Origin of the sequence: Pseudomonas frederiksbergensis, from assembly GCF_900105495.1 — a bacterium.
Taxonomy (GTDB): Bacteria; Pseudomonadota; Gammaproteobacteria; order Pseudomonadales; family Pseudomonadaceae; genus Aquipseudomonas; species Aquipseudomonas frederiksbergensis.
Genome location: NZ_FNTF01000002.1, coordinates 4,976,012 through 4,989,079, shown reverse-complemented (window position 1 = coordinate 4,989,079; position 13,068 = coordinate 4,976,012). Strand labels below are relative to the sequence as shown.

Annotated in this window: 16 protein-coding genes; 6 read left to right on the top strand and 10 right to left on the bottom strand. The window is 56.4% G+C overall.

Annotated elements, in window-relative coordinates; translation table 11 throughout:
• Positions 1-9 precede the first annotated feature (9 nt).
• From phnE to BLW70_RS23325, 6 genes are all read right to left on the bottom strand, one after another.
• Positions 10-777: a phosphonate ABC transporter, permease protein PhnE gene (gene phnE / locus BLW70_RS23350; protein WP_074878033.1), complete on the bottom strand. Its 768-nt coding sequence runs from the start codon at positions 775-777 to the stop codon at positions 10-12.
• Positions 774-1,601, bottom strand: coding sequence for a PhnE/PtxC family ABC transporter permease (locus tag BLW70_RS23345; protein WP_074878032.1), 828 nt, complete (start codon positions 1,599-1,601; stop codon positions 774-776). The genes phnE and BLW70_RS23345 overlap by 4 nt, the downstream gene beginning before the upstream one ends.
• On the bottom strand, positions 1,595-2,392 hold the full coding sequence (locus BLW70_RS23340) for a phosphonate ABC transporter ATP-binding protein (RefSeq protein WP_074878030.1): 798 nt from the start codon (positions 2,390-2,392) through the stop codon (positions 1,595-1,597). The genes BLW70_RS23345 and BLW70_RS23340 overlap by 7 nt, the downstream gene beginning before the upstream one ends.
• Positions 2,389-3,240 (bottom strand): putative selenate ABC transporter substrate-binding protein, encoded by an 852-nt coding sequence (locus tag BLW70_RS23335; RefSeq protein ID WP_074878026.1) that lies wholly within the window; start codon positions 3,238-3,240, stop codon positions 2,389-2,391. Before BLW70_RS23335 ends, BLW70_RS23340 begins: the two co-directional genes overlap by 4 nt.
• Positions 3,241-3,375: 135 nt before the next feature.
• A complete protein-coding gene (locus BLW70_RS23330) occupies positions 3,376-4,179 on the bottom strand; it encodes a 2OG-Fe(II) oxygenase (RefSeq protein WP_074878024.1) in 804 nt (267 codons plus the stop codon).
• Positions 4,180-4,261: 82 nt separating this feature from the next.
• Complete coding sequence (locus BLW70_RS23325; protein WP_074878021.1) at positions 4,262-5,071, bottom strand: glycosyltransferase; 810 nt, start codon at positions 5,069-5,071, stop codon at positions 4,262-4,264.
• A 326-nt stretch (positions 5,072-5,397) separates the two neighbouring features.
• Between BLW70_RS23325 and BLW70_RS23320 the strand changes: the two genes are divergently transcribed.
• Positions 5,398-5,868, top strand: coding sequence for an anti-virulence regulator CigR family protein (locus tag BLW70_RS23320; protein ID WP_074878018.1), 471 nt, complete (start codon positions 5,398-5,400; stop codon positions 5,866-5,868).
• A 61-nt stretch (positions 5,869-5,929) separates the two neighbouring features.
• Here BLW70_RS23320 and BLW70_RS23315 read toward each other — a convergent pair whose 3' ends face one another.
• The gene (locus tag BLW70_RS23315) at positions 5,930-6,364 is read right to left on the bottom strand and encodes a GFA family protein (RefSeq protein WP_074878015.1); all 435 of its coding nucleotides are present in this window, start codon (positions 6,362-6,364) and stop codon (positions 5,930-5,932) included.
• Between the two features lie 42 nt (positions 6,365-6,406).
• Complete coding sequence (locus BLW70_RS23310) at positions 6,407-7,348, bottom strand: carbon-nitrogen hydrolase family protein (protein WP_074878013.1); 942 nt, start codon at positions 7,346-7,348, stop codon at positions 6,407-6,409.
• A gap of 103 nt (positions 7,349-7,451) precedes the next feature.
• On the opposite strand from BLW70_RS23310, the gene BLW70_RS23305 reads away from it, so the two are divergent.
• Positions 7,452-8,135 carry a winged helix-turn-helix transcriptional regulator gene (locus BLW70_RS23305; protein WP_074878011.1) on the top strand — a complete coding sequence of 228 codons (684 nt, stop codon included), beginning with the start codon at positions 7,452-7,454 and terminating at the stop codon, positions 8,133-8,135.
• Between the two features lie 89 nt (positions 8,136-8,224).
• On the top strand, positions 8,225-8,737 hold the full coding sequence (locus tag BLW70_RS30750; RefSeq protein ID WP_074878010.1) for a hypothetical protein: 513 nt from the start codon (positions 8,225-8,227) through the stop codon (positions 8,735-8,737).
• A 96-nt stretch (positions 8,738-8,833) separates the two neighbouring features.
• On the opposite strand, the gene BLW70_RS23295 is transcribed toward BLW70_RS30750, so the two are convergent.
• Together BLW70_RS23295 and arsN2 are read right to left on the bottom strand one after the other, a co-directional pair.
• The gene (locus BLW70_RS23295) at positions 8,834-9,847 is read right to left on the bottom strand and encodes an acyltransferase family protein (RefSeq protein ID WP_074878009.1); all 1,014 of its coding nucleotides are present in this window, start codon (positions 9,845-9,847) and stop codon (positions 8,834-8,836) included.
• Positions 9,848-10,264: 417 nt separating this feature from the next.
• A complete protein-coding gene (gene arsN2 / locus BLW70_RS23290; RefSeq protein WP_074878007.1) occupies positions 10,265-10,714 on the bottom strand; it encodes an arsenic resistance N-acetyltransferase ArsN2 in 450 nt (149 codons plus the stop codon).
• 160 nt (positions 10,715-10,874) lie between these two features.
• On the opposite strand from arsN2, the gene BLW70_RS23285 reads away from it, so the two are divergent.
• The 3 genes from BLW70_RS23285 to BLW70_RS23275 all read left to right on the top strand — a co-directional run bounded on the left by BLW70_RS23285 (position 10,875) and on the right by BLW70_RS23275 (position 13,057).
• On the top strand, positions 10,875-11,225 hold the full coding sequence (locus BLW70_RS23285) for an ArsR/SmtB family transcription factor (protein ID WP_074878005.1): 351 nt from the start codon (positions 10,875-10,877) through the stop codon (positions 11,223-11,225).
• A 37-nt stretch (positions 11,226-11,262) separates the two neighbouring features.
• Positions 11,263-12,333, top strand: a complete 1,071-nt coding sequence (locus BLW70_RS23280; RefSeq protein WP_074878003.1) for a flavin-containing monooxygenase — start codon at positions 11,263-11,265, stop codon at positions 12,331-12,333.
• Positions 12,334-12,712: 379 nt separating this feature from the next.
• Positions 12,713-13,057 carry a cupin domain-containing protein gene (locus tag BLW70_RS23275; protein ID WP_074878000.1) on the top strand — a complete coding sequence of 115 codons (345 nt, stop codon included), beginning with the start codon at positions 12,713-12,715 and terminating at the stop codon, positions 13,055-13,057.
• The last annotated feature ends 11 nt before the right edge of the window (positions 13,058-13,068 follow it).

Here is a 13,068-nt window from a genome sequence, read left to right as displayed (position 1 = left end):
GCGAAGCCGTCAGGCCTTCACCCAGCGTTGCCGGCTCCAGCTGCTCAATGTGTCGACGGCCAATACCAGCAACAGCATCGCCACAATCACCGTGCTGGCTTGAGCTTCCTGGAACAGGCTGAGGCTGACATAGAGCATTTGCCCCAAACCACCGGCGCCGACGAAGCCGAGCACGCTGGCCATGCGGATATTGTTTTCCCAGCGGTACAGGGTGTAGGCCAGTAGCTGGGGCAACAGGTTGGGCAATGACCCGTAGCAGAACGCCGATAGGGCATTGCCGCCCTGCAAGCGGATGGCTTCGGCCGGTTCGGGTGGGGTGTTTTCCAGTGCTTCGGCGAACAGCCGGCCGAGTACGCCGGTGGTATGCAGGGCCAGGGCTAGGGTGCCGGCATTGGGGCCGAGCCCTGCGGCCAGGACCATCAGCGCAGCCCACACCAGTTCCGGAACCGCGCGCAAGGCGTTGAGCACCAGACGCGATGCGCTCTGCAAAGGCCAGCCAAAGCGCCCGGCCGCAGGCAATGCCAACAGCAGGCCAAATACCGCCGCGAGCAGGGTGCCCAGGGCGGACATGGCGATGGTTTCCAGGGCGCCGTGGCCGATGGCTTGCAGATGGCTCGCGCTCAGGTCCGGGCTGAGAAAGCGCTGCGCATAAGCGCCCATCTGCTTCAGATTACCGCTGCCACCGAGCTCGCCGAGGTCGATGCCCAAGTAGATGAACGAGGCGACCACCGCTGCGCCGATACACAGGAGCAGCACCAGGTTGATCAGGCGATTCATGCCAGCCTCCAGCGCAGCAGACGGCTGAGTTGATCGGCGAGCAGTACCAGCACGAGAAACGTCAGTAACAAACTGGCCACTTCACCGCCGGCGAACATGCGTAACGACAAATCCATTTGCTGGCCCAGACCGCCGGCACCGACGAAGCCCATCACCACCGAGGCGCGGATGGCGCACTCCCAGCGATACACGGTGTACGACAGCAGCTCGGCTGCGACATTGGGCAGGATCCCGTAGAAAAAGGCCGCGAGCCGACCGCTGCCAGCCTGCAATAGCGCGTGGGCCGGACGCTGGTCGACCGACTCGAAAATTTCCGCGTAGACCTTGCCCAACATGCCGCTGTAGGTAATGGCAATGGCCAGCACCCCGGCCGTCGGGCCGAGGCCGACGGCGCGCACGAACAAAAGCGCCCAGACGATCTCCGGCACGCTGCGCAGGAAGATCAGTAAACCGCGCACCGGCCATCGCAGCAGTTGGCCCCAATAACTCGGGTGGCCGGCTCGGGAGGCAGCAGACAGCGACAACGCCCGACTGGCCAGCAGGCTGGCGGGGACGGCCAACAGCAACGCCAGGGCCATGCCGGCGGTGGCGATGGCCAGGGTCTGCAAGGTGGCTTGCACTAACAGCTCAATGAATTCCTCGCCATGGGCCGGTGGCCAGAAGGCTGAGACAAACCGGCCCATCTCGCTCTGACTGTCGCTCGCCACCAGCACACTGAGGTCCAGCTCGCTGAAGTGGATGCCCGGCCACAGCAAGGCCAAGGCCAGCAAGGTGAGCAGCAGGCGGGGCCGGGTGGCCGGATCTCGGGTATCACGGGTCAGCATCGGGGAATCTGCACACTCAAGGGCGCCGGAGTAATCGGTGGAGATTGCAGTTGTTCGTTGGCGTAAAGCTTGTCGAGCAACTCGCGGTCGACTTCGCTGGCTGCAAGGTCGAACAGGATCTGTCCATCACGCAAGCCGATGATCCGCGAAAAGTGCGCCAGGGCCAGCTCCACTGCATGCAGGCTGGCGACCAGGGTGACGTTGTGTTGCCGGGCATGGCGACAGAGCACTGAAAGCGTGTGCTGGGCCAACACCGGGTCCATGGCCGATACCGGCTCATCGGCCAGCAACACCTCAGGCGCTTGATACAACACCCGGGCAATGCCTACGCGCTGTAGCTGTCCGCCGGACAGTTGCTGGCAATGGGCGAACAACTTGTCGCTGAGGTCGAGCCTGGCCAATGCCGCGCGTGCGCCCGGAATATCCACTGGACGCAACAGGTTCAGCAGACTTTTGCCCAGGCTCCACTGACCCAGTTTTCCAGCCAGAACCGCAGTGACCACGCGCTGGCGCGGTGGCAGCGGGGGCGCTTGATGGATCAGGCCGATGCGCGCGCGAAGACGCTGACGCTGACCGGCAGACAGCTGCCAGGCGCGCTCGCCGAGCACTTGCAGCTCACCGTTATCCGGTCGCAGGGCGGTGGCCAGCAGGTTGAGCAGGCTCGACTTGCCCGCGCCGGACGGACCGATAATGGCGACCTGTTCGCTGGCACCGATGTGCAGATCCACCCCACGCAATGCCTTGACGCCATTGGCGTGGGTAAGGTTGACCTGGGTCAGATGCAACGTCATTTGAGCAGGTCGGCAGCGCGTGCGGCTTCCTCGATGCCCTTGTAGTTCTCGGGTTTGGTTTCGATGAAGCGGCTGGCAGCCTGCAGATCCAGAATCTCCTTGTCCTTAGGGTTCGCCGGATCGAGGGCCAGGAACGCTGCCTTAATCTTGGCCGCCAGTGCCGGGTCAAGGGTCCCGCGCACCGTCCAGTTGTAGTCGAAGTAGGCTGGCGTGGTCGCAAACACCTTGACCTTGGTGGTGTCGACCTTGCCGGCGGCGACCAGTTTTTCCCACACGCTGGCGTTTAGAACCCCGGCGTCCACCTTGCCGGCCTGGACCCAGGCGACGGTAGCGTCATGGGCGCCGGAATAGCCCACGCGGCTGAAGTAGGTTTCCGGCTTGATGCCGTCCTTCAGCATGAAATAGCGCGGCATGAGACTGCCCGACGTGGATGACACCGAACCGAAGGCGAAGGTCTTGCCCTTGAGATCGGCGAGGGACTTGACGGCCGGGTCGGCGGTGATGAATTTGCTGGTGAACTGGGCGTCCTGTTCACGCTGCACCAGCGGAATGGCATTGCCGGTTTTCAGGCGCGCCTGCACGAACGTGAAGCCGCCCAGCCAGGCCATATCGATTCGGTCGGTCGCCAGCGCCTCGACCACGGCCGGATAGTCGCTCACGGGAACGAACTCGACCTTCATGCCCAATTGCTGTTCCAGGTAGGCGCCCAATGGCTTGAACTTGCGCAGCAGTTCGGTCGGGGCCTCATCGGGAATCGCACTGACTTTCAGGGTGTCGGCGGCCTGCGCCAACAGGGTGCAAAAAGACAGCGTCACGCCGACAGCCAATGCCAGGGTACGGTTGAGCATGAAAGATTCTCCGGTGCATTAAAGCAAAAATGTCGATACGCCAAGTGCAAGCCAATTGCTGCGTGGCGCCGTGTGAGGGTATACGAAATGGAGCGGAATTGACCGTTTCTGGCTGGCGCCAGCTGCTTTCGCAGCCTAGTTTTTCTTCTTGATCAGTTTGCCCAGGTAGTATTTCAGGCTTAAACGATCTTTGGGCCTTGGCTTGTAGTGGGTTTTATTTCTTTGTGCGGGATCGATCACCAGGGTGCCTGCGGTGTAGTAATACAGCGCGATGGACCGGCGCGTGATGTGCTCTGGAGTGGTTAAAGGCTCTGGGTGCCCATGGTTGCTGTCTTTGTCTGTATTGAAAATGACACACCGGTTGTAAATGGGCAGGACTTTTTTAAGGCAGGTCTTCATGTCGACATCCCAAAGTTCCAGGTTGCCGCCGTATTCCTCTCGCCAGTCTTCATTTAGATAAATGATGATGTTCAGTCTTCGCTCAACTTTAAGCTTTTTGTTAAGCCTGAAGTCCGAGTGTACCCCCAGGAAGCCGCCGCTTTTCGTTTCATGCAGGCCGCCACCCGTAAAGTAAGGGTCGGGTATCAAGCCTTCGATGCCTGTGAGCTTTTCAAGAAACTGCAACATGGGGGCCGAGTTGAAGGCGTTGAAAACCGTCTTCAAAAAGGGGGCGCATTCGTTGGGGCTGATTTGACGTTTTCGTTGACCTTTATAGCCGCGCTCATAAAGCATTTCGTTGTTGGTTGGCTCAACCGGGAAGTGCGAGCAGATACGCGCAATCAGCTCTTCATCCAGGAAATTATCGATGACGATGTGCGGGAATGGCGCAGCCTGAATATAGTGACTGGCCAACGAAGAACCCAAGGCACTGGCGGCGTTCTGATCGAAATCAAGCTCCGGGGAGAGGGTCATGGGTAGTGCTTGAGGGATGGGTGCCATTACCGCTCCAATACTTGATTTAAAGACCTGTGGGTGACTTTAGGCAGCGTCCGGTGCACTGCTCGTTGTGCCTCTTCGCGGCTTAACTTTTGCTGGCCTCTTTTTTCACGCGTGCAAGGATATCGTTGTACATTTTGGTTCGTCTATGGGTCTTTCCATAGCCGCCAGCCGCTGCGACAGTGCCAGACTGCATGTGGTCCAGATAACTGAAGATTTTACGCGGTGATAACATTTCAACGACATAGCCAAGCTCGGTCATGCGGTCCTGGAGGGTATAGCCCGGCACCCGATCATCCATCAAAAAATGCATGTTGTGCTGTTTGATGAGCTTGCAGTTCCACAGTGTGCAAAAACTCTTCAGGTAGACTTCTTTGTACGGTCTGGGGTCTCTGGAACGTAATCCCATGGAGATTTTCAAACGTCTGAAATGGTGTTGGAATAATCGTGAGCTAAAGCGCCAAAGTGTCCTGGTCGTGCCACGATTTATTTGCTCGACACAACCGACGGCTACAGTTTTCGGGTTTTTTAGACATTTGTTCAGCATCATCGAAAAAACATTTTTATCGAAAATAAAAGTGTCAGTGTGCAGAAGAAATAAATAATCAGTTTCAACTCGCTGTAAAACCAGGTCGAGCGCTTTGCCATGCGCGATGTGTCCAGGTTCTGGTTCGGGACTGGAACGCTCGATTAAGTTTATCCAGTCAAGGGTTCGTAAGTACTCAGTGCTTTCGTCGGCGGAATAGTTATCAACTACCCATATCGGGATGTTGTGGCTGCCCACATGCTGGTGCAATAGTTCCAGGCATATCTTGGTTATTTCTGGTGTTTTGTAATTGACTATAACTATGCTGAAAGTTTTAGAGTTATCGGCCAGAAAGCTCGTGGTGTTCATCGTTCAGGGCCCAATGATGTTGCATGTTGTTGTAGAAATATCCGGGCTTCATCGTATTAGGATCTGTTCTGAGGGTAAACCTCCGGGACTTAATTCGTTACATGTTCCCCGCTAGTTATCCCCCGTACGCACAGCCCGGTCAAGTACAGCCGTTGCTGTAGATGGGCGGCAATCGTTGCTTGCTACACGCCTTCACGGCTGTCATGCAAGGCCTCGATGATTGTCCTGATTTCCTGTGGCTTGGATGTCGATGTGAGGAAATAGAAGCTCACATCACCGATAGCGTCTAAATTACAGAGATGTCCCGCCACCCTGAAGGAACGACCATGCTCAAATCTCGCTCATTGATTGCAGCTATTACCTGCCTTGCGCTGGTTTCCGGTTCAGTGACTGCATTGGCTGATCCTGGTAATGGAAAAGGCCAGGGAAACGGCAAGGGAAACCCGCAAAACAGCCAGGATCATGGCAACCAGGGAGGTCAGGGCGGCAAAGGCAAAAACTCCGGGGGCGGCGATTGGGATAATGGCCCAAGCATTAATCACGGCAGTATTCTTGGCGTAATAGGCGGATATCGGGACTACTGGAGCCCCGGACCTGCATTGCCACCTGGCATTCAAAAGAACCTCGCGCGAGGCAAGCCGCTTCCCCCAGGGATTGCCAAAAAACTGGACGGTCGGTTGCTTGGCAGGCTGCCTCACTATGATGGGTATGAATGGCAGCAAGTCGGCACCGACTTGATATTGGTCGCGCTGGCGACCGGACTCATCTATGAAGTGCTCAACGGTGCTTTTGATTAATGGGCATGATCCCTATGCCCATGAAATGACCGAGTTGCTGCCTGAGAGGTGGCAACCGGCGCTATTCGTCCACGCTGATGCCCGAGCCCCCAAGTTCGTTGGGGACGTCCTTCAGCTTGGGCAGTCCATCCTTGATGCGCAGCACGGTCTCCTGATAGTGGACGTGAACCCCCGGCGAATACGCCAGATCAGGGATGACCGCGGCATACACATCGATCAGCCCCATCTCCGGGTGGTCAGTGAAGAGGTGCCCGCCGCAGGTCTTGCACCACTTGCGATAGCTGCGCGGTGTCTTGTTGTAGGTGCCGATGTTGTCAGCACCCCGAGTCACTTGCACCGCCTCGGGTTTCCACAGCGTGAAGGCATTGACCGGCCCCGCTGACCAATGCCGACACGACTCGCAATGGCAATAACCCATCCCAACCGGTTCGCCACTGACGGTGAACTCGACTGCGCCGCAAAAACAACTGCCCTGGTAAGACCGTTCAATGCTCATGGCATGACTCCTTGATCAATGGTCAGGCGATACCGCCTGCTTTCACTCATCGATGTAGCGCACCGCTGTCGTCGGCGTGCGCCGCACCTGCAGTTCGAAAATGTCAGGACGCGCGTAATGCCCGGTGACGTCGAGGGCCCGCCGCGCGGGTGCCACGAGTGAGACGTCGATGTCCGCATACAGAACGCCTGCCTCTTTGTGTAATGGACCGGCCACGACCCGGCCTTGAGGACTGACCACCACCGAGTCGCCGTCGTTGATCCATTCCTCCAAATCGGGAAACAGTTGCGCACGCGCCGGGAAGTCGTCGGGGATGTCACTGCCACGCAGCACGCTGCCGCTGCCGAGCACCCAACAGCGGCCTTCGAGCGCGATATGACGCATCGTGCTGATCCAACCCTCGCCTGTGTCGTACGTGGGAGCGACGTAGATTTCCACCCCTTGTGCATACAGAGAATAGCGTGCCAGTGGCATGTAGTTTTCCCAGCAGATGAGCGCACCCACGCGGCCGACTGGAGTGTCGACCGTACGCAAACCCGAGGCATCACCGAAACCATGCACCATGCGCTCGGGGTTGGTAGGCATCAGCTTGCGGTGGCGGTTGAGTACTTCGCCGTTGGTGCCGATAACGACTACGCTGTTGTAGAGCGTGCCGCCGCCATTGCGCCGCTCGCATTCATTGATGCCGCACACGATCGTCACGGCATGAACTCTGGCGGCCTCGCACAATTCGCTCAGGTCGCCGTTGCTGATATCGACGGCGTTGGCCAGCAGCCGTGTGTGCAGCTGGCCCATGACAGCCCCGTCTTTTCCCGCCGCCAGTCGCCAGATCCAGGACGGGTAACCGGGAATGTACGATTCGGGCAAAACGATCAGCGAGGCACCCGCTGCCGCCGCCTCGGCGACCGATTGCACGGCCCGGGCGATGGTCGCGCTGCGATCTAGCAGCACGGGCGGGCGCTGAATGATGGCTACCTTGGTCATGGCGTGCTCCTTTGGTATTTGGCTTTCGAGGTTTCAGCGTGCGCGTGGCGAAGTGGCAGCGCTAGTTCAGAATCTGAAGCGTTTTTAATTGCGGAGCGCAGGCATGGACGATAGCTACGGTCAGTTCTGCACGGTCGCACGCGGTGCTGAAGCCCTGTGCGAGCGCTGGACACCTTTGGTCGTGCGCGAGTTGTTGTGCGGCAGCAAACGTTTCAATGAACTGCACCGCGGCGTGCCACGGATGTCCACCAACCTGTTGGCCCAGCGCCTGCGGCATTTGGAAGAAATAGGCGTCGTGCGCCGCACGGCCACCGGTAAAGTCTGGGAATACAGCCTGACGGAGGCGGGCGAGGAATTGCGCCCCATCATCATGGCGCTGGGACATTGGGGCGCGCGCTGGATTGGCAGTCGCCTTCGCGATGACGAACTCGACGCGGGCCTGCTCATGTGGGACGTGCGCCGGTTCGTGCGCATCGAGACCTTCCCGTCCTGGCCGGTGGTCATCCAGTTCAAGTTCCGCGACGCGAGGCCCGGCGAGCAAGCGTGGTGGCTCGTGGTTGAGCAGGGCGTGGCAGACCTGTGCCGCGACGACCCCGGCCGCGAACTGACGCTCGTCGTCGACTCCAGCGTGCGCGCGTTGACCGAGGTGTGGACGGGCGATCGCACACCGCGCGAGGCTCTGCAGTCGCAAGAGCTGCGTGTGGATGGCGCGGTGAAGGATGCGCAAAGCTTGTGGCGCTGGCTTGGCACGAGCGCATTCGCGGGAACCCGAAGTGCTGCACGCTAGCGCCGCTTATATCCGTCGGTCGCAGGACTTGAACTGTCTGGGGCTTAAAGCGTCATAACCATTGCGATATCAACCCTATGGAAGCCATCATGCTTTTGAAGAATAAGAGTCTCATTGCTGTTATGTCCTGCGCCTTGATGCTGGCAGCCGCTCCATTACTCCCTGTTGACCTGTCCATCATGAGCTCCGCCTCTGCGAAAGACGGTGGTGGTGGTGGTGGTGGTGGTGGTGGTGGCGGCGGTAATGGCGGTGGAAATGGGGGAGGCAACGGCGGCGGTAATGGCGGTGGACACGGCGGCGGTACAGGCGGCGGCCATAGCGGTTCAGGTCACTCCGGCGGCGCTAACAGTAACGGCCAGGGCAAAGGACTGAGCAGCGATCATGCCGGCAAGGCTGTTCGCGACCATGGTGAAAGCGGAAACCACTATGGCAATGATCGCGGTGATCAGGGCCATGGCCAAACGACTTCAGGTATCGCTCAATCCAAAGATACTCGCGGCGTGACCAAGGCCAGTGCAATCTCGACCTCGACTCCAGGCGATCACAACACCAAAGGGTTGAGTAAAGCCGGAACGTCGGTATCGAAAAAATCCCATGATTAGCCATAACGGCTGACAAGAAAGTACACCCAAAACGGGCGCCCACAAGGCGCCCGTTTTCGTTTGTTCCGTTGCTTGAGCCCGCAATCGACTGTGGATTCAACTGACCGAGGTAACAGACTGACTAGCGACTTTCTTGGCAAATCGCTTACCAAAAGCAATCCACCATTTTTCATAATAAAAGGTCGAGATATGCGCGGTGATAAAAATGGCGGCGAACAACAAAGGGCGCTTCAAATATTTTATGACGGTGTCTCCGCTACCCAGCCAGGTATGTATTAGCAGCGGATGAACAACGTAGAGGGCATACGAGATAGTGGCGATATAAAATAGAGCGCGATTATTCAGAAGTTGGGCAATCAGTGTCCGGCTATTGAGTAACGTGCTCCCCACCATTGCTGCGGCAAGGTAGGGGCGCAAGTAGTTCATGAAGCCCGCATCGGGATGACAGGACAAAACAAATAGAAGGCCTAAAGATACTTGGGTGATCCAAGTTTGTGCCGGAAGTTTGACAAGGATATTGCCCAGTCTGTTGTTATATATCAGTGCCAGTATGCACCCGGAAAGTATTTCGTCGATGCGGTAATAAGTGTTGATTGCGACATGGACTTCATTCATGACTCGATACATCGTGACGGCAATGCAGAGAACCGGGATCAGCAGTACCCACTTGTTTCTCATCAAAACCACCAGCAAAGCGATGGCGAAATAAAACTGGACCTCCATGCACAAACTCCATAGGTGGCCGTTGACACTGCCAAGCCACATGGGCGGCCAGTTGGCGACGAACAGAAAGTTTGCGATGTAGGCATCCGGAGTGCTGTTCATGACGGGTAAGGCAATGAGCATGTACAACCAGGCGAGCGGCACAACCCGAAAGATTCTGCGGATTAAAAAATCAACGACGCTGCTGTTATTGAGCAGGAAATTTGTAATCAGAAAACCCGACAGGGTAAAAAATATAGCCATTCCCATAACGCCTGCGGCGGCATTGAATTGCCAAGCCTTTGGGCTGAGTGGTAGCAGGTGACACGCCAAGACAAGCAGGATGCTTATGCCGCGCCATCCATCAAGTACGCTGAATCGAGAGCCCGCTACGGAACTATTATTCATATTGGCATCCCGCTCTTGGGTCGATAGAGGGCATCCGATAAAGGCCGTGCTGCGACTGAAAACTGTCTGAATTCATATAAAAACCCAGTAGTTGCAGCAGTGAAGAACACATGAAAGCAGACCATTTAAGCCTGTAGTCTAGGACACCTTTTGCACTTCACCCTTTACGCCATGAAAAAATTCCAGCCGCAAGGAGTTGGTTAAATGACCGGGTTTTTGACGTTGCTTGTTTGACGTTGTTTAACAGCATGGCGATAAGTGAAGGCCCGCCTTTTTGGTAGGCGGCTTTTGGCCGATTTTTGCCTGTCGTGACTGACTGAACTCGACCCAAAGCTGCCGATCAGCAGAGGCAGAAACCGGCCAAGTGCGGACATACACTCACAACACGGATCCCGTCCATAAACGCGAATTTACGGGCTACTTCGTAACAACCGCGTTGCCTAACGACTTTCGTAGATAGGTTGCCGATGCAGGACACAAATGCTTGAACTGGACGGTTTGCCTGATAACGACCGGCGCATTACCCCTATCGAAAACTTCATACCCATTGGCTGTAAAAAATCCCGTAGCGCTTTGAGTTAACAAGTGCAACCGAAGCGCACCCTGGGAGGCAGCATTTCGTTCCAGTTCAGACAGCACAGCTTTGCCCAGTCCTTTCCCACGATGTAAATCACAAACGACCAGTGAGCGAAGCAGCATGTCCTGATTAGAACCCTCCAGCCCGCCGTACGCGATCCATTTTCCGTCTATCTCAAAACGGAAAAACTGCCGCCCCGGATCCCTTACATCATCAAAGGGCAATGCTGCTTGACTCAGAGCCTCACGGAGCTGACTCAATCCGTTCGCCTCGATTTTAAACATCTGCATTATCGGCCCTTCTATAGCTCCCAAAGCCCTCAAGGCTAGCAGACTTAGCCGCTGTAGCCTTGTCGCCTGTCCACGACGCGGTATTGGTCGCTTGGGATCTGTTGTTGACGTCTATTCGGCGAATTGACGTGTGCATAGATATGCACATATAGTCATCCGCATGACGAACCGAACCTCTATACGTTCCCGGGCAATTGATGCAGCAATCGACTCTCTCGATGGAGCCTTCTTCAAAGCTCTTTGCGAGCCGTCGCGGGTAGCTGTACTCAAGCGAGTCATGCTACTGGGGCGTGCGGATATCGCCGAGATTGCCGAAGGGGTACCTCAAGAGCGATCTGTGGTATCTCGTCATCTGCAAGTGCTATCAGAGGCGGGCATCGTCCGTGCTACCAAGGTCAGCCGGCAGATGTTCTATGAGGTGGATGGGGCGGCGGTGGTGACACGGCTCGAAGCTATTCTCCAGCATATGAAGAGTCTGGCCCCGTTTTGCTGCCCTAGTGGGTCAGAGTAGTTTTTTATTATCATAATATATGCATGAGTGCGCATACATGAATGTAATTAATGAGCCCATGGATGCCATCGTTATTGGTGCGGGCCAAGCTGGGCTCGCGTGCGGTTGGCATCTGCAGCAGCAGAGCCTCAGGTTTCTCATCCTGGATGCCGAGAGCCAGCCAGGTGGAAACTGGCGCAATTACTACGACAGTCTGAGACTTTTTTCCCCTGCTGCTTACTCATCGTTACCTGGGATGCCTTTCCCAGCTGAAGCCAAGCATTATCCGCTACGCGATGAAGTCGTACGTTACTTGGAGCAGTACGCGGACGCTTTCCAGCTACCCATTCGGCAGAACATACGAGTCCAGAAAGTGCGTAGGGAGGATGGACTATTTTTGCTTCAGGCATCTGATGGTCAGTGTTTCTGCTCAAAAGCATTGATCGTTTGCACTGGCGGATTCAATCAGCCGTTCATCCCTGATATTCAGGGGCTGGAGAGCTTTCGCGGGCAACGTTTACACAGTGCTGATTACCGAAATGTCGACGGCTTCAGTGATCAACGAGTTGTGGTCATAGGTGCGGCCAACTCAGCTGTACAAATTGCCCATGAGTTGGCTCAAGTCAGCAGCGTCGTATTGGCGACAAAGGAATCGATTCGATTTTTTCCGCAAAAGATCCTCGGTGTGGATTTTCATGCTTGGCTCAAGTGGACAGGGATGGAGAAGACTCGTTGGCTGAATGATCAAAGTACCCCCGTACTGGATGATGGCACCTATCGTCGAGCCATGAAGCAGGGACTTTTTGAGCGTAAGCTGATGTTCACGGAGGTAACGTCAACGGGTGTGATCTGGGCCGATGGGCAGCACACCGAAGTGGACAGTTTGGTTTTCGCGACCGGATATCGTCCGAACCTTGGTTTTTTGTCAGGCTTACACACGGGGGCCAATGGGAGCCTGGCTCAGCGCAATGGGCAGGCGGAGCACGTACCGGGTTTGTATTTTTTGGGATTGCCGAAACAGCGTAACTTTGCTTCGGCCACCCTCAGGGGCGTTGGGCCAGATGCTTCTCACATCATCTCCAGCTTGATGCGCTTCGTTCACAATACATCGCACCCAGTGTTCGCTTAATACCGGGTATCGACGTTTTTCAAATTGACGCTGCGTCTACGGGAACATCGTCATTGTTTGCCTTTTTGCGTAATCGGCAGACGCCAAGTGGCGATGAAGCACAGCAACAGAAGCCCACACAACACGCCAAGTAGTACCGATCCTCCGAAACTTTCCAAAACGAAAGCTGCGGGCCTAAACAGCGCCAATGGAAGAGTACCGCAAGCGATTGTGAGGATGCCGTTACCTGCCGGAATTGCCGATCATGAAATGTCCGCTCCTGGCCGATGACAGCCTGTCGCGCAGCAATGCAATCGACCCTTTGTCGCCTCCCGCCTGATCACGCCTTTTGGGGTCTCTACTTCTAGCTAGGCCCTGTACGTACAGAGGAGCGCGCGCGATGAGCAATAAACAGGCTGTACCTGAAACGAAAGGCGTTACGGTGCAGTTACTCGCAACGATTGACCTGGGGCCTGAGATCGAGGGGATGGCAGGGCGCCAACTCAGGATGCGTAAGGTGACCATCGAGCCCGGAGGTGTCTTCGGGCCGATTCACAACCATATCGACAGACCAGGCACCGTCTACATTCTGCAAGGCACGATCACGGACCATCGCAATGGCGTCACCACGGACTATGGACCGGGAGTGGGCTGGCCCGAGGACAGGAACACCACCCACTGGCTTGAAAACAGAGGCACGATTGCGGCGGTGGAGATCTCGGTCGATATCGTCAGGCAAGCGTAAGTACGCCTCAC